General features: G+C 30.5%; 10 protein-coding genes. 3 read left to right on the forward strand and 7 right to left on the reverse strand.

What is annotated here, in order from left to right; all coding sequences use genetic code 11:
* The first annotated feature begins 2 nt into the window (after nt 1-2).
* Together C7447_RS08430 and C7447_RS08435 are read left to right on the forward strand one after the other, a co-directional pair.
* Complete coding sequence (locus tag C7447_RS08430) at nt 3-542, forward strand: YceI family protein (protein WP_148870053.1); 540 nt, start codon at nt 3-5, stop codon at nt 540-542.
* 2 nt (nt 543-544) lie between these two features.
* Entirely contained in the window at nt 545-1,423 is an 879-nt protein-coding gene (locus tag C7447_RS08435) for a DUF5777 family beta-barrel protein (protein WP_148870054.1), read from the forward strand.
* A 477-nt stretch (nt 1,424-1,900) separates the two neighbouring features.
* On the opposite strand, the gene C7447_RS08440 is transcribed toward C7447_RS08435, so the two are convergent.
* The 5 genes from C7447_RS08440 to C7447_RS08460 form a co-directional block, all read right to left on the reverse strand.
* Nucleotides 1,901-3,481, reverse strand: a complete 1,581-nt coding sequence (locus C7447_RS08440) for a fibronectin type III domain-containing protein (RefSeq protein WP_148870055.1) — start codon at nt 3,479-3,481, stop codon at nt 1,901-1,903.
* A 52-nt stretch (nt 3,482-3,533) separates the two neighbouring features.
* The gene (locus tag C7447_RS08445) at nt 3,534-5,387 is read right to left on the reverse strand and encodes a metallophosphoesterase family protein (RefSeq protein ID WP_148870056.1); all 1,854 of its coding nucleotides are present in this window, start codon (nt 5,385-5,387) and stop codon (nt 3,534-3,536) included.
* A gap of 6 nt (nt 5,388-5,393) precedes the next feature.
* Complete coding sequence (locus tag C7447_RS08450; RefSeq protein WP_148870057.1) at nt 5,394-6,518, reverse strand: alkaline phosphatase; 1,125 nt, start codon at nt 6,516-6,518, stop codon at nt 5,394-5,396.
* Between the two features lie 85 nt (nt 6,519-6,603).
* Nucleotides 6,604-8,346 carry a RagB/SusD family nutrient uptake outer membrane protein gene (locus C7447_RS08455; protein ID WP_148870058.1) on the reverse strand — a complete coding sequence of 581 codons (1,743 nt, stop codon included), beginning with the start codon at nt 8,344-8,346 and terminating at the stop codon, nt 6,604-6,606.
* Between the two features lie 17 nt (nt 8,347-8,363).
* Nucleotides 8,364-11,327, reverse strand: a complete 2,964-nt coding sequence (locus C7447_RS08460) for a SusC/RagA family TonB-linked outer membrane protein (protein ID WP_148870059.1) — start codon at nt 11,325-11,327, stop codon at nt 8,364-8,366.
* 370 nt (nt 11,328-11,697) lie between these two features.
* On the opposite strand from C7447_RS08460, the gene C7447_RS08465 reads away from it, so the two are divergent.
* A complete protein-coding gene (locus C7447_RS08465) occupies nt 11,698-13,497 on the forward strand; it encodes an alkaline phosphatase (RefSeq protein ID WP_148870060.1) in 1,800 nt (599 codons plus the stop codon).
* An 8-nt stretch (nt 13,498-13,505) separates the two neighbouring features.
* Here C7447_RS08465 and C7447_RS08470 read toward each other — a convergent pair whose 3' ends face one another.
* Together C7447_RS08470 and C7447_RS08475 are read right to left on the reverse strand one after the other, a co-directional pair.
* The gene (locus tag C7447_RS08470; RefSeq protein ID WP_148870061.1) at nt 13,506-14,477 is read right to left on the reverse strand and encodes a LacI family DNA-binding transcriptional regulator; all 972 of its coding nucleotides are present in this window, start codon (nt 14,475-14,477) and stop codon (nt 13,506-13,508) included.
* A gap of 315 nt (nt 14,478-14,792) precedes the next feature.
* Entirely contained in the window at nt 14,793-17,609 is a 2,817-nt protein-coding gene (locus C7447_RS08475; protein WP_148870062.1) for a T9SS type A sorting domain-containing protein, read from the reverse strand.
* Nucleotides 17,610-17,665: the final 56 nt, after the last annotated feature.

Consider the following 17,665-nt stretch of genomic DNA (forward strand, 5'->3'; position numbering starts at 1 on the left):
AAATGAAAAATTTATTTACAATATTAATCTGCTTTCTTATAACCAACAATTTTAATGCACAAGAGAGGTATATAACAAAACATGGTACAATTTCTTTCTTTTCACACTCTCCTGTTGAAGATATAGAAGCAATCAATAGTCAAGTATTAAGTATTATAGATAAAGAAAATGGAAATATTGCTATTTCAATATTAATGAAGTCTTTTATGTTTGAAAAATCACTTATGCAAGAACATTTTAATGAAAACTATATTGAATCAGATAAATTTCCTAAAGCAACATTTACAGGTAAAATACTAAACATAAATAATTTAGAAAATAAAAACAGTGTTTTAATAGAAGGAGATATGACAATACATGGTATTAGTAATAAAATTGAAATTGAAGCAGATATCGAAATAAATAAAAATGACATTTCTCTTAAAGGTAAATTTCCTATAGTAGTCTCTGACTATGATATTAAAATACCTTCGGTAGTTAAAAATAATATAGCAAAAACTATAGAAGTATCTTTCTTATTAAATCATAAAAAATACAATTAATTATGAAAAAAATTTCAATAATTGTTCTATTCTTTTCTCTTAATAATACTTTTTCTCAAAATCTTTTAGACATATTAGAAAGTGAAACACCCAATCAAAAAGAATATGTTACAGCTACTTTTAAAGGAACAAGAATATTAAATGGTCATTCAATTGAAAATAGAAAAAAAGGAACATTAGAATTTCTTATATCACATCGATTTGGCAGCATCGATCTAGGTATTGATGAATTATTTGGATTAGATCAATCTAATATCCGTTTTGCATTTGAATACGCTATGACTGATGATATTATGTTAGGATTAGGTAGAAGTTCTTTTAATAAAACCTATGATGGGTTTATTAAGTATAAATTAATCAAACAAAGTAAGGGTAAAAATTCCTTTCCTCTCGGAATATCGTTTTTTGGAAGCACAATCTATAAAACTCTAAAAGATTATGACCCAGAAAATAAACCTAGCTTTAATCAAAAATTGTCTTATACCACACAAGCATTAATTGCTAGTAAAATTAATCGAATACTATCTTTACAAATTACGCCAACTTACATACATAACAATTCTGTTCGAATAAATAATGATCCACATGATATTTTTGCGTTAGGATTTGGTAGCCGAATTAAACTAAGTAATCGTGTAACATTAAACAGCGAATATTTTTATACAGTAAATCCTTTAAAATCATTGGATACAAGAAACTCAATTGCAATAGGGGTAGATATTGAAACAGGCGGTCATGTGTTTCAACTTATTTTATCTAATTCAATAACCATGATTGAGAAAGATTTTATTACAGAAACAACTAATAATTTTTTTGATGGAGGGATACATTTTGGTTTTAATATTTCAAGAGCATTTCAAACAGGAGGAAAAAGAAATTAAATATAAATAATTACCAAGTGTTTTTAAAATTATATATTAAACTTCACTTGGTAATTTTATAATAAAAATATGTATCGTAAATTATATAAAGTCAATATGATATAAATGATTACATGCTTATGGTAAATGAATCATATTTAAAATATTCAAATATGATTCGAAAACAATTTATATGTAAAAAAAAGATTTGTTCATTACATATATACTGTTGATATTGAAATTGTAGATTTCAACATTAATTTAAATAAAATAATTATAATGCATAATTTCACTAATGAAAATAATCAATTATGTGCTAAAATCAAGTGTAATATATTATGGTATACTTGCTAAGAGTTTTATTTATTAACTTCTTTTCTTAATAAAGTCAATTAAAAAAAATCTTACACCTCTCCTATACCTTAATACGCTACACCCATTATAATAATAAAAGAAATTTATTTTCTGTTTCGGGAAGTAAAAAACAGTATTTATTCATTATTCTATGGTTTTAAAAGAGGCTGTGTTTGACCAATTACTCCAATTTAAATTCTGATCTCTATAACGTACTCGCCAATAATAAGTAGTGTTTGGTTTTAAGCGTTTAGTTTTTTCATCTGATAAATTATCATCTTTTTGCCTATTTTCCAGATAGTACCAATTTTCGTGTTGCTTCCAACTATCAAAAACTGGATTAGAAAAATCTTCTGTTTCTGCTATTTGCCAATTTGACGCTGCGTGAAAAGCATTTCTAAAATTACTTTTAAAAGGACTGGCTTTTAAAATAGCCCCTTCAATAGCTATCGTTTCATTATTTGGTGCTAGTGTTTCAGGCTCTAAAGGTTTTCTTTCTTTTTTAAAAATGGTAATGCTGTCGGTAACTTCGTTATTTCTAAATGTCTCTTCATTACCTCTACTAATTCTCTTTATTGTAAGTTTTGGATTGTCTTTACTACCATCCACTTCTACCATTACAAAGCCGTATTCATCTTGAGTAACCGTAAACTCATCATAATCTCTTCCTTCAAATTCTCCCCAATTATCTATGGCTCCACCTGCTGAAGCAACATTGATCCACAAATGTTTATGATTTTTAGATTGTCCTCTGGAGTAGCCATGTGTATGACCAAAAAAATGAATACTAGGTTTTCCTGTTTTTGTACTGAATTCCTCTAATATTTTCACCACTTTACCCGAGAAATCTGTTTCACCAGGAATCCATAATTCTGATTTGAAAGGGTGATGTAATTGTGCAAAAACGAAATCTATTTCTTCATTTTTTGCAGTATCTTCCAATAGTTTTTCCAGCCATTTATATTGTTCTTTACTATCACGATAACCTTCATTTGAATTCAACCCTATTATTCTGGTATTTCCATAATCTTTAAACCACCAATGTTCAGCATAGGCAGCAGTCCCATTTTCGGGAAGACTGAAATAGTTGAAGTAAAAAATTGAATTATTCTCATGATTTCCTAAAACAGAATATACTGGTACATTACTAAATAATTTCTCGGAAGGATTAAAAAAATGATCCTTCCATTGAAAATATTTTGTTCCATTTTCTACCAAGTCACCTGGAATCATAACTAAGGCTAAATTTTCAGGTAGATTTCCATCAAATTCGTTCTTTAAATATTTTAAAATACCTTCATTTACAATTTCAGAAAACTTATCGGGGTTATTGTGATCCTTTTGCATATCACTCATAGCAATCATCTTAAAAGATTCGTTATCAATTGCAAAAGGAGGTGTTTTAAATTGATAGATATCTGATTTGATTCTACCAGTAGTCACACGATAATAATATAAAGTGAATCGTTTTAATCCTTCAATTTTAACTTCATGAATTTTGGAAGTACTAAAATTAATATCAAACGTTTTTCCTTTGGTTTTCTTTCCCAATTTAGGAGTAAGACCCCATTCTACAATGCTTTCTTCTCCAATAGTAGTTTCCCACATTATTTTTATAGAATTAGGCTCAGCATCTTGTAAATAAGGCTTCACTAAAAATTTCTGTGTATATCCTTTCAAGGAAAAAAGGAACGAAAAAACAAATAAATAATAATTTACTTTCATTTTAAAAAATTAACGCTTTATTAAATTATTAAACTTTACTATTTGAAATTCATTATTTTTTTAATGAATAAATAGAATCACTTACTAAATCTATTATGAAATTATCTGAAGGTTTCCCATTCATACTTTTTTCAAAAATTTCAGCCCATAACACTAGCCTACCATCTTCAGACATATTTAGTTTTTTACTAACTAATTTATATTGTAAAAGCCGCTTATCTCCTATTACATTAAACACCAATTCATCTGCTAATTTTATTCTGTAATAATCATAAACCATGTCTTTTCCATTCCATGCTTCTAAATCTTCTAAAACTAAATTATATGATTGTAAAAGCTCCTTAATTTTATTTGAATCCTCTTGATTTTTGGAGGTTAAAAATAAATCTTTTCCAGTTGATTCTTGAAGTAGTTCACTAAAATCAATTGGCCAATCTTCAGGTAAAAATCGCAATCGAATCAATTCTTTTAAATGCCAATCTGTAAATGAGATATAAGAATCTGCTGCTAAAATATTTTCATTCCAGATTATTATACTTCCCTTTGCAGTTAAATAATCATGTTCTATTTTATACAATGGTAATAACTCTCTAAAATTTTCTACAGATGTTAAAGGAACTGTCTCTACCTCTACTTTTTCATTTGAATGGAAGGTTAGCAATTTATAAGCTGGCATATACCCAGCTAAAGAAGGTGTTTGAATATTAAAAATAGTATTTCCTTTGAATGTTGTTCTAACTCCAGTATCATTTATATGCATATGACCTCCAAAATGCAATTTTAAACCTGCATCGGCAAAAACTTGTGCCACTTCTTCTGCTGGCACTCTTTTAAGTTGCATTTTATCTTCTCCAAAAAGTTGTTTTAATTCTTTCGAAGCTCCATCATTAAATTCTACCATCGGATAATGACTAAAAGCTACTAGTTTTTTATGATGCTTTTTTGCTTCAGTAGCTATTTTTTTTACCCACCTAATTAAATGTTTTTTTTGTTTTAGTACACTGTTGTATCCATTATTACTTGCGCCACCAAAATTTTTCGGGTTATTTGCCGTCCCCGACAACTCTTCTTTTGGTAGATACACATTTGCATCTATTGCTAGTAACCAAACACCATCTATTGGTTCTACCAAATAACTAACGTCAGGAATTTCAAGTTTTTCTTTACCAATTTCATAAGTTCTATGTTTCAGTTGACCTTCGGTAGAAGCTTCTTTAAAATTATACGTGTCATAAGTATAGTTTGAAAAAGGTGTTTCCCAATATTGAAATTCTTCTTTTGGGAAAAATCCAAAATTTGCCAATTCTTTGGCGATTCCTTCATATCCTAATTCTTTTATATCTGCTGTAATCACAGGAGCAGGATCACCCTTCAAAGATGTTGGAATCAAATCTGAGGAACTAACTATTATTTGATTACCTCCATTTTCAGCTAAAAAATCTGTTTTACCTGCATTTTGAGCAAATGGCCTTACTGGATCATGATTTCCTGTGGTTATAAAAAACTGTATTTGATGTTTTTTAGCATAGCTATCTAAAATTTTCCGAAGTGCTTTTACATTCACTAGCTGTCCATCATCTGTAAAATCTCCTGGCAATGCCACTATTTTAACCCCTCTTTTAACCACATCATCTAATGCTGCTAAAAAGGCAAAATAGTTTTCATTAAATAATCTTGTGGAATGTAATTGAGAATCCATTGTACGAATCGTGTTGTATTTTCCTGTAGATGGATTCTCAATTCCTTTATAATCTGTATCTGAAAAATGAGCATAAATATCTTGTAAGTGTACATCTGCCATAAAAGCTATTTGTACTGGCACATTTTTTTGATTTTCTTTCTTAGTTGAACAACTAAACAGAAATAAAACAAAAATTACGAGATAACTTTTATATATATAATCCATTCTAAACTAGTTTTTATGAGACTGGATAGCCTTCATCATTTTATGATAAATGTCGTTATTCTCATAAATTCCTTTAAATTCATTTTCTCCTGATCCTTTCGCAAATACAGGAATTAAATCTCCACTATGCTGATCGTAGTTAAAATAAACTTTTACTTTTTCTGGGTTTTCTTTCTTTTTTCCTGTCACTTCATCAACCTCATAAAACTTCCCAATACTTGCTCCTCCAGTTTCATGATCGGCAGTTACCACTAATAATGTGTTTGGATGTTGTTTTACATAGGCTAAAACAACACCTAAAGTCTTATCAAAATCAGCAACTTCTTGTATCAACATTTCAGCATCCATGGCATGTCCACCCCAATCAATATAAGAACCTTCAATCATAAAAAAGAAAGGTTTTCCTTTTTTAGTAAAATATTCCAACCCTAATTTTGTTGCATCTTGTAAAAAATTAGCTCTTCCTTTTGTTTTTGAAGGTAATCCTTCTTCAGATAATAAATATCCGTTCTTTTTATTCAAATCGAAATTTGATAACTGAACAGAATCTAATTTATAATTTTTTGATTCAAGTTCTTTGTACAAATCCTTTTTATCTTTTCTATGAACAAAATGTTTGAGTCCTCCGCCAGCAAAAAAATCCACATTCGCATCTACTAATTGACCTGCAATATCATCTTGTAAATCCCGATCTACAGCATGTGCATAAAAAGCTGCAGGTGTTGCATGTGTAATAGATGTTAAACTGATCAAACCCGTTTGGTATCCTTTTTCTTGTAAATTTTCTAAAATTGTAGGTTGTGAAATACTATCTTTTGAAACACCAATAGCTCTTTTATATGTTTTTTGACCTGTCGAAAAAGCTGTTGCTCCAGCAGCCGAATCTGTAATTGTATGACTTGTACTCGATGTTTTCATCAAACCAATGGTTTCAAACTGTTTAAAATTTGGAGTTGTTTCTCCAAAATAAAACGCTGTTGATATCTGAGGAAGTCCCATACCATCTCCAATCATGAAAATAATGCTTAACGGTTCCTCTATTTGCTTTTCTACAGCTACTTTTTTTGAAGAACAACCTATAAAAACCCAAGCAATATATAAGAAAATAGCTTTTTTAAATAATTGTACCATTATTAGAATAAATATATTGTTATAAATGAAAAAAACGACAAGAAGCATTTTACTTCTTGTCGTATATCTTTTGTATTAAAAAGCTTTAATACCCAGCATTCTGAACTAAATACCCTGGAGTATTTGAAGCTCCATCAATTGCAGATTGTGGAATTGGGAATAATCTGTTGTTCACATCACTATCTGTTTTTTCTGTCCAAGAATCTTCATAATGACCAAAACGGATTTGATTACTTCTTCTTAAACCTTCCCAATAAAATTCAAATCCAAGTTCGCGATACATAATATCTAAATCTATAGTTATAAGCTCTGAAGGAATTGGAGCACGAGCAGTTCTAGAGGTTCTTACTGTGTTTACATCAATCAAAGCTCCAGCATCATCTCCTTTTCTTAATTTTGCTTCAGCGCGCATCATGAAAATTTCTGCATAACGCATTAACACTAAATCTACACTACTATAGTTATTTCCGTCTGGAGAGGTGTGGCTAAATTGGTATTTTGACACACGGTATCCTGCGTGGTGTAATCTCCCTTCATTCGTAAAATCTACATTTAAAGTAAGGTCTACATATCCTATATTTCTATCTGGGCCATTTCCTTTTATTTGCTTTACTGGATAAATTCTATAGCCAGTACCACAAGTATAAAATGCCCCATTCTCATCCTTTCTAGCTGCCCATGGCACACCTCTTAAAATACCTCTATCAATTTCAAAATCTTCTGCAGCAACGCAAAAATAGTGGTCTTCATCATTTAATGGTGAAAGTCCAGTAAGATCTTGTAAATTAGCTGGAACTTGAGCATTGTTTTGATAAAATCTGGCATCTGCTTCCGCTGGATCTACACTACCATAAGCATCTACCCAAGTTTGGTAGAAATCCGATGTAATCGCAGGACCATCTGTACCATCTGCACTTGTAAATTCTGGTCTTGGAAACATAGAACCAGGTATTGACCAATAGGTCCAACGACTATGTTCGTCTTTTAATACACCTCGTTGATCTAAAGCAAAAATTAATTCAGCATTTTCATGATTATCATCATTAAATAAATCAAAATATTCAGGTGACAAGGTAAATCTACCCGAATTGATAATGTTATTTGTATATTGAATTACTTTATCCATATCTTCAGTTGTAAAGTTAGGAGTCCCATAAGGATCACGATATACAGCAGCATTTAAATTCAATCTTGCCAAAAACCCCCAAACTGAAGCTTGTGTCATTCTTCCCGGTCCTTTATCAGAATTAATAACGTCTGCTACAGATAGAAATTCGTTTTCTATATAATCAATCGCTTCTTGCCCTCGAAGAATCTCAGAATTTTCTTTTAATTTTTCCTTTTTAAAAGCAAGTCCCCAACTGTCTAATGCCAACATATTTAAATAGGCTCTTAGCGCTTTCATTTCGTATAGTGCTCCTTCTGCTTGTGAATTCCCGATCTCAGCTAATGGCGTTAAAACTTCAATTGCAGTTGCGGTTCTAGAGATATTTATGGTAAGTGCATTCCATGAACTTGTTACTAAATCGTTAGTTGGAGTTATTGTATGTGCATGGGCAGCCAAAAATTTCCCCCCATCATACCAATCTGTTCCACCACGATAAGGTAAAATCCCTTCATCGCTGGCTATTAACTGTAAGCCGTAGTAATTCGTGTGTTTCCAAGTATCTGATATTTGACCATATGCAGGTGCAATAGAACCATCAATAGCTTCTGCCTGCCCTGTACCTGTTAAAGATTCATCTAATACTTCTTCTTTTAAATCGGTACAACTCCAGCTTAAAAATAAACCGATTGTAAAAATTATATATATTGTTTTATTTTTCATTTTGAAACTATTTTAAATTAGAAGATAAAGTTTAAACCAAATAATAATGTTCTACTTTTAGGATAACTGAAATAATCGATTCCAAAAGTTTGAATGTCACCAATTGAAGTACCTGTATTTATTTCAGGATCAAATCCACTATAGTCTGTTATTACAAATAAATTTTGTCCTGTTACAGAAAAACGGATATTTTGCATCAAATCATCAAGTCCAACTAAATTTGGATTTAAATTATAACCTAATGTTGCATTATTTAACCGTAAGAAACTACCATCTTCTAAATACCTATCAGATACCAAATTTGAGTTGGTCGAAGCTTCATTCAGGTATTCAACTGCTCTATCCGTTGTATTACTTGAATTAGCGAGACTTCCTCTATTAAATAAAGACATTGCAACATGGTTGTAAATTTTATTGCCACCGGCTCCGTTAAAGTTCAAGCCTAAATCAAAATCCTTATATTTAAAATTCAAATAGAAAGCATAGATATAATCAGGCAAAGCACTACCTGCTACATAACGGTCATTATCTAGAATTTCCCCATCATTATTTCTATCTGCAAATTGGTTTAAACCATCAGCACCAATTCCAGTAAACTCAAGAACATAAAAAGAGCCTATTGATTCTCCATTCAAAATCCCATTAATTGTTGCATCTGTTTGACCTGATCCTTGAGCAGCACCCGTTGTTAATATTGTATAAGGAGAATTAACTACTTCATTTTTGGTTAAAGATATATTACCTCCAATAGTATATGAAAAGTCTTTACTTCTATCACTATTATAATCTAATGCTATTTCAACACCTGAATTTTTTATTTCCATATTAGGAATGTTCGTCCAGTATGTAGATACAGGTGTAATTGGATCGGTTGGAGTTACTATTGATATAATATTTTCTGAAACTTTATTAAAGTAATCGATAGTACCTGTAATTCTGTTATTAAATAAACCAAAGTCTATACCTACATTAGTTTGCGTAGAAACCTCCCATTTAATATCTGGATTGGCTAAACGTGTATAAATTGTACCATAAGGATAACCACTTAAATCATTTGCACCATTATCTAACGGGTATGTATCATTTCCTGTATTACTTTCTGTATAACTTGCTTTTGTTATTTTAGAAGGAATTTCTTGATTTCCTGTTTTACCCCAACTTGCTCTTAATTTAAGATTATTTATAATTTCTGAAGAAACTAAAAAGTCTTCATTACTAATATTCCATCCCAACGCAACTGATGGAAAATACCCATATTTGTTATTATCTCCAAATTTAGAGGATCCATCAGCACGCATTGTTGCAGTTATCATATACTTGCTTGCAAATTCATAATTTAACCTACCAAAGAAAGATTGTAATTCATTTTTTGTTGCATAAGACGACTGAGTAGTTGGTTCGCTCGCTGTTTCAATTTGATATCTAGGTTCAATACCATTATCTGGAAAACCAGACATACTAAAACTTTTTTGATGTACCTCAGTTTCTTGAAATGAATGCCCTAACAAAAATGTGAAATTATGATTATCTTCTCTAAAATTATACGTTAAGGTATTTTCTGTTAACGTATTTGTATTCGTTGTAATTGTAGAATTTAAAGATCCAATAGTTGTATTCGTTTCTGTAGAATAAGGTATATTTTGTACATCTCTATCGGTAGAAGAATAATCTACCCCATAATTCAATTTGTATGTTAATCCTTTTGTAATTTCAATAGATGGAGCAATATTCGCTAAAATACGATTGTTATTGGTAAAATCTCCGTAAATCGTTTCGCTAATTAAAGGATTAAAAGCATCATTGCTTAAATTAATTGTAGGTTTTCCGTTTGTATAAGCTGGATCAGTAGGGTTTAAACGTAACATGTCATTTACTATCGAATTTGAATTAGGCCTAATATTTTCAATTCTACTTCCTGTTAAATTAAACTCAATTTTAAGCTTATTATCCAATGCTTTTTGTGTTAAATTCAAACGCCCTGAATAACGTTTTAAATTACTATTTCTTAAAATACCTTCTTGATCTTCGGCTCCAAGTGACGCTGCATATGAAAATTTATCAGAAGCTCCACTCATTGAAAAGTTGACATTTTTAGAAATTGCCTTTCTTGTTAATTCGTCCTGCCAATCTGTATTTGCCCCCCCATCAATTAATGTTCCTCCTACAGCTGCTACTTGTTTACGAAATTCATCAGCGCTAAAAATATCAATTTTATTAGCTAATGTTGAAATAGCAGTAGATACTGAAAAATTCATTTGTATTTTTCCTACTTTTCCTTTTTTGGTAGTAATTACAATTACTCCATTTGCAGCTCTTGCACCATAAATAGCTGCTGCAGAAGCATCTTTAAGAACATCTATACTTTCAATGTCTTGAGGATTAATAAAATTTAAAGGATTAGAAGAAATACCATTTGCTGAATTATCAAGCGCAAAACCATCAACTACATAAAGAGGAGTAGTACCAGAACGTAAACTCCCTGCTCCACGAATAATAATATCTTGTGAAGCACCAGGTTCTCCATTGGTAACAGAAACATTTACACCTGCAACCTTACCCTGTAAAAGTTGTCCTGCATTTGATACAACTCCTTTATTAAAATTTTCATTTTTTACAGAAGCAATAGAACCTGTTACATCAGATTTTTTTTGAGTTCCATAACCAACAACAACTACATCATCTAATTGAGTTGCATCATCTTCTAAAATAATTTTTAAATCATTATAATCTTCAATGAATACTGTTTTTGTTTTCATTCCTAAAAAGGAAACTTGTAAAACATCTCCAATATTTACTTGAATATTAAAAGCTCCATCAAGGTCTGTTATAACCCCATTTGTAGTACCTTTTACTACAATATTAGCTCCTGGTAATGATAAGTTGCTATTATCTAGCACAATTCCTGAGACATTGCGTTGTGCCCAAGAAATAAATGACATACTAATTAAAAAAATTAGTAATAAAAATTTTATTATTCTCATTATATTTTGTTTGATTAATAGCAACCAAATATAAAATGAGAGGAAGAGTTTGTGTGTAAATTCTAGGTAAAGGAAAAATTATGTTTACCATAAATTATTGTTTTTAATTTGTAAATTTTTTGTAAACTAAATTTGAAGCTATTTTTTATATGTAAAACTAAAAATCAACAATACCCCTATTTACGCTCTATAAAAGTAGTTTTGATCAAAAAATATACTTATCCCTTTAAATTAACACTACACTTATTTTTGCTTCTACAGATATTTTGGATTTAAAAAAAATAGACTTTTAATGTGTAATTTTGAATCATTTACATCAAAATGATGTAAATGAAATGAGAGCTTATTCCTCAAAAAACACTATAAACTTATGTGCTCATTATTCAAATTAACCTTTTTATTAGCTATTACTTCACTTACCTTTTCATACGGTCAAGAAAACCTAAAATATAAGATCCATTCTCATAATGATTATGAACAGTCTATTCCTTTATGGAATGCCTATGGAAATGGAGTAACCTCTATTGAGATTGATGTTTTCTTAAAAAATGATACTTTGTACGTTACTCACGAACCTACCGAAATCAAAAAAAAACGTACAATAGAAAATTTATATTTAATCCCTCTTCAAAAAACGATTTATCTTCAACTGGGAAATCAACAGGAAGTGCAATTATTAATTGATATAAAATCTGAAGCACATGCTACTCTAAAAAAGCTTGTAGAAACTCTTCAAAATTTCCCAGATTTAATAAAGGCTGAAAATATTTCTTTTGTAATCTCGGGAAACAGACCAGAACCTGAGTTGTATATAAATTATCCAGATTATATTCAATTTGATTATCAAAGTTTAGAAACCATATCAAATACAGAAATATTAAATAAAATAGCACTAATTAGTTTACCTTTTAAATATTTTTCTAATTGGAATGGAAAAGGAAGACTTACTAAAGACGATTATAAGAAAGTTTCTACAATTATAGATAAAGCACATAGTTTTAAAAAACCATTTCGTTTTTGGGGTACTCCAGACTCTAAAACAGCATGGAAAACTTTTACAAATTTAGGTGTCGACTTTATAAATACAGATGTGCCTGCTGATGCATCAAAATATTTAAAAACCCTAAAGAATAGAGTCTATCATAATAGTTTTCATTCTGATGTATACAAACCTACGTTTGCTTCAGACAGAAAAAATTCTCCTGTAAAAAACATTATTCTGTTAATAGGAGATGGTAATGGACTATCGCAAATTTCTTCCGCCGTTTTAGCCAATAATGGAGAATTAACGCTTACACAACTAAAATCCATCGGTTTTATAAAAACTCAATCTGCAGATGATTTCACCACTGATTCTGCAGCAGCTGGTACAGCGATAGCTACTGGAGAAAAAACTTATAATAGAGCTATTGGTATGAACTCTAATAGAAAACCTATAGAAAACATTACTGAATTACTATATAAATATCAATTTAATAGTGGATGCATCACTACCGATGAAATTACAGGAGCTACTCCTGCTTCTTTTTATTCTCATCAGTTAGATCGTGATATGACAAATGCGACAGCTTTAGATTTAGTGAACAGTAAATTGTCGTTATTTATTGGTGGAGGAAGTGATACTTTTCAAAATAAATTTTCAAAATCTAACTTTTCAATTTTAAACAGTATTGATAAAATTCAAAACAGTAAAAAGGAAAAAGTGGGCTTTTTCTTTTCAGAAAAAGATGTACCAAGCATGATGAATGGACGTGGAAATATACTTGCTGAGGCAACAAAAAAAGGATTGGCTTTTTTGAACAAAAAAAACAAACCCTTTTTTTTAATGGTAGAAGGGGCAAAAATTGATAGCTATGGTCATCAAAATAATATAGCTGGAATTATATCTGAAGGGATTGATTTTGATACTGCTATTACAGAAGCTATAAAATTTGCCGATACTACAGGTAACACATTGGTTATAATAACTGCAGATCACGAAACATCTGGTTTAAGTTTACCTCAAGGGAATGTAAAAGAAAAAATAATTGAAGGTGATTTTACCACTTATGATCATACAGGTACTATGGTTCCTATATTTGCTTATGGCCCTCAATCAGATAAATTTTCAGGAATTTATGAAAACAATAAGGTTTTTCATAAAATAAAAGAAGTATTAAATATTAAATAATTAAACAACTATGTATTGTTAATTTCTAAACTACTTTTAATAATCTTTGTAACGGATTCTAAATTTTTATTTTCTATCTTATTAATCAACAACTTAAGAGCTTCTATTCCTATGTTTTGTGCATTTTGATTAATTGTGGATAGTTTTGGATACGAATATTTTGATAAAATACCCTGACTAAAACTAATAATGGAAACTTCTTCTGGTATTTTTAGTTTAAGTTCTCTAACTGCATTCAAAGAAATAATTCCTGACAACTCATCTAAAGCTAAAATAGCATCTATTTTTTGTGTTTTTAGCTTTTTTTCTATTTCTTTTGCCATCTCTACTTCTGATTCGGTTTCAATAAGTTGAACTTTATGAATAGATAATGCGCCTTCTTTTCTTAACTTTCCTATCCATAAGTTTTTCAACATAGATATTACTAAAATATTTTTCCTGCCAGATTCTTTAAAGTGAATAATCGCATTCTTTGCCGCATCAAAATCATCTATAGTCACTTTATCTGTGGTAAAATTTTCAAAATACCTATCGAAAAGAACAAAAGGAATTTCTTTATTTTTAAGTTCTAAAATATGGTCTGCTTTATTTAATTTTTCTGATTCTTCTGATGGAGCTAATAAAATTCCATCAACACTTCCATTTGAAAAGTATAACAAACTTTCTTCTTCTGAGCTAAATGTTTCATTCGAAATAGAAATAATAGTCTTGTATCCTTTCTTTCTCGCTTCAGATTCAATACCAGAAAGAATTTTAGTATAGAAGTGATTGAAAATATTAGGAATAACAACACCTATTGTTTTTGTTTGTTTTCGTCTTAAATTAACCGCAGTGTTATTAGGGGTATAATTTCTTTCTTTTGCTAAGTTTAAAATCTTCTCCTTAGTTTCCTTACTAATTTCGTGACTATCACTTAGCGCCTTTGAAACTGTAGAAACCGAAACTTTTAATTCGTTTGCTAAATCTTTTAATGTTATCATATTTATCTTACAATGAAGTATACCCTTATATAATCTATACTAAATCCCTTTGAAAAAATAGTACATCTACTTTTCAACCTTCAAAACTTCTTCCAGCTAAATTAAGAATTATATAAAAGGATTTATCTAAAGGAGTAGTTTTTATTTTTTATAAGGCTTCTTTATTTTATTAATTGTATTAAAATTTGGATAAATATAAATGTAACATTTAACATTTTATATAAAAAATACAGCAGTAAAACAATTAATCTTAAACCAAAGACAAATCAATTTTACTACTGCATTCTTAAAAAAACCTAATTAATTATACAATTTCTATTGTTTTACTAACTTACTAGTTTTAACACCTGTTTTACCTTTTAATTGAATAAAATAAATTCCAGATTTAAGATTGGAAGTATCAATAATCAAAGTGGTAATATTATCAAGTTTTTTGTTTTCAATAACTTGCCCAGCGCTATTCATCAATACTACTGTATCGTAAGAATTAACACTTGTTGTTTTAATAATTAATTCTTTTTCAACTGGATTAGGATATATATTAAACTCTTCTTTTTTCTCTTTCTTTACAATAGCTTCTGATACTCTTGCGCTATCATTACAACTTCCCACTATAAAGTTCATTTTACTATTAGCGGTATTAGTTTCCCCACCTGTAGGTAAACTGTACGTATAATAAAAATAAACCGTTTCTCCTGCATTTGCATTTATAAGCTGTGGTACATTTGGTTGTACCATATACCCAGGATAAATAGCATCTAAACTCGTACTGTAGTACAATATCAACGTATTCGCTCCTACACTCGTTACTTGGGGTATAAAAGTTAAATAAGAACCTTCGGAAGTAGTTGTTATTTTTACATTAAAATCACCATTTGCAGAAACTTTTGTACAAGAGTTTACTGGTGGTTGAGATTCTTCTACTTCGGTAAAGGTAAATTGTTCCCAAGTACCTTGTGAATCTGTACTTACTTGTTTCAAAAATCCTGCATCTGTCATTTGCAATCTTTTGTAATCACTTTCTAAAGTTGTCAAATAGAACTTACCATCGTTAGCCGAAGTAATTTGCCAGCTTTCCCATGTACCTGCATAGCTACTTGGTTGCATATCTGTAAAATCTGTATTATCAGAACGGAGTCTTGTATTTCCTTCTCCTCCTACACAATCTATATAATAACTATTATTTGGTGCTGCCGTGAATTTCCATTCTAATGTTGCTCCTGTTGTAGTTGTTGAAGCAGTAAAAGGATCTTCGGAACCATTAGCTCCAATTCTTTTATTATGAAATGGATTATTAATATAATATACTTTATTAGGATCTGGTGTAAAAGTTGAAACCGTTGTTACCGAAACATTAAAAATTACACTAGTTGTAACACCACAATCATTAGTAAAACTAGCTGTATAATTACCTGCATTACTCGTTTGAATATTTGAAAGTGTTATTTCTCTTGTTGTTGCGCTAAAATTATTAGGCCCTGTCCATGACCAGCTTCCTCCTGTTGTTGGTTGTGGTCCAAAAGCTACACTATTTCCTGTTTGAAGTGAAACTGTTGTATCTGAAACCCAACTTTGATCATTAATATTATAATATGGAGTTACTTCGGTTGGCTGACATCCTGTAGTATTACCATCTACCCATACAATATCATCGATTGCAAACTGAAAGTTAGTTGCGGGTATTGCTCCAGAACTACCAATTCGAAACATATAAGACATATCTTGAAAAGCTACTAATCCTCCTAAATCTTCAATAGGAATAGTTACTTCTCCCCATTCTCCATCTCTAACCAAACCGTATTTAGTTTCTCCTGCAGGGAATGTTACTTCTGCTGCATTGGTATAATTATCGTTAACTCCTATAATAAAAGATACATCTGCTGGAATTTTTATTTTAAACTTTAAGGATCCATTTTCTGAATAATTTGACATGTTTTTACCAAACAGACTTATAATTCCGGCTCCAAACCAACCTTTATCTTTATCATTTGTAAAAGATAATACATTAGACCCTTCGTAAGGAGCTATTGTTGTGTTTTCGACTAACGTTTCTCCAAAAATATAAAATTCAGAATCGGCTCCAAAAGCGAACTTGTTTGTTGTTGGAGTGGTATCTGTAAACACCCCAAAAGTTCCCGTTTCTGCTGCTATGGATCCATCAGACAATGTTACACTTCCGTGACCATTCCATTTATGTACACGAACATAATCTACATACATTTTACCTGGTAATGGTGCATTAATTCCATCATTCGCTGTTATCCCTGGTAGTAAACCACCAACTGCTAAATTTAACAACATATAAAACGGCTTTGTAAAAGTTGATGTGTTGGGATTATTAGCATCTATAGGAAATGGATTTTCATATAAATCATATTCTGTTCCCCCATCTATTACCGTAAAACGAATTTGTGTAGGCTCCCAATAAATTCTATATTTAACAAAGCGATCATTTAGTGGTGTCGCCGCTACATAAGGTTTATTATAATCTACATCGTAGGCAATATTACCTACTCCACCTCCTGGTGTTGGAAAAAAAGCATTCGCCCCAACATAATTATTTACTGTTGATGCTGTTTCTCCTTGATGGTCTCTACCCGATTGACTAAAACCCATCTCCATTATATCGATTTCACCTTTTGCAGGCCAAGTTAAATTTGAAGTTCCTAACATCCATGCTGCGGGCCATAAACCCTGGTTTAGATTAGGTACACGAACTCGTACTTCAACCATTCCATAGTGAATAGCAACTTTATTGTCACTAATTACTTTTCCAGAGGTATATGCTCTAGAACCTGAATTTTCTCTTTTTGCTTCTAATACTAAGGCTTTATTTCCAGCCTCTCCTGGTACATCAGCTACATAAACATTATTTTCCTCGTAAGATTGTAGCTCTTGATTTCCCCAACCACATAATCCTACGTTACATCCATCACCTATATCTTTGGTCCATTGTTGTGTATTAAAAGTATCAAAATTATCTTCCCATATTACTTCTCCAACCTGAGCTTGAAGTGCAAATGAAGAAAGGAAAAATAAAAATGTAAAGTACATAACTCCAAAAACTGATTTTTTTCTTTTATCAGCTCCTGTATGCTTACTTAAAATATTGAGGTAATTAATTTGTTTCATTATAATAATTTTTCGTTTTTAAATTTTGGTTTATAAATAAACTTTATAAACCAAAA

This window comes from Tenacibaculum adriaticum (assembly GCF_008124875.1).
In the GTDB taxonomy this organism is placed as follows: Bacteria; Bacteroidota; Bacteroidia; order Flavobacteriales; family Flavobacteriaceae; genus Polaribacter; species Polaribacter adriaticus.

What these genes read in the sequence shown, in the direction of transcription:
- C7447_RS08450 (WP_148870057.1), bottom strand. Translation starts at nt 6,518, where the DNA reads ATGGTACAATTATTTAAAAAAGCTATTTTCTTATATATTGCTTGGGTT.
- C7447_RS08455 (WP_148870058.1), bottom strand. Translation starts at nt 8,346, where the DNA reads ATGAAAAATAAAACAATATATATAATTTTTACAATCGGTTTATTTTTA.
- C7447_RS08460 (WP_148870059.1), bottom strand. Translation starts at nt 11,327, where the DNA reads ATGAGAATAATAAAATTTTTATTACTAATTTTTTTAATTAGTATGTCA.
- C7447_RS08445 (WP_148870056.1), bottom strand. Translation starts at nt 5,387, where the DNA reads ATGGATTATATATATAAAAGTTATCTCGTAATTTTTGTTTTATTTCTG.
- C7447_RS08470 (WP_148870061.1), bottom strand. Translation starts at nt 14,477, where the DNA reads ATGATAACATTAAAAGATTTAGCAAACGAATTAAAAGTTTCGGTTTCT.
- C7447_RS08475 (WP_148870062.1), bottom strand. Translation starts at nt 17,609, where the DNA reads ATGAAACAAATTAATTACCTCAATATTTTAAGTAAGCATACAGGAGCT.
- C7447_RS08440 (WP_148870055.1), bottom strand. Translation starts at nt 3,481, where the DNA reads ATGAAAGTAAATTATTATTTATTTGTTTTTTCGTTCCTTTTTTCCTTG.
- C7447_RS08430 (WP_148870053.1), top strand. Translation starts at nt 3, where the DNA reads ATGAAAAATTTATTTACAATATTAATCTGCTTTCTTATAACCAACAAT.
- C7447_RS08465 (WP_148870060.1), top strand. Translation starts at nt 11,698, where the DNA reads ATGTGCTCATTATTCAAATTAACCTTTTTATTAGCTATTACTTCACTT.
- C7447_RS08435 (WP_148870054.1), top strand. Translation starts at nt 545, where the DNA reads ATGAAAAAAATTTCAATAATTGTTCTATTCTTTTCTCTTAATAATACT.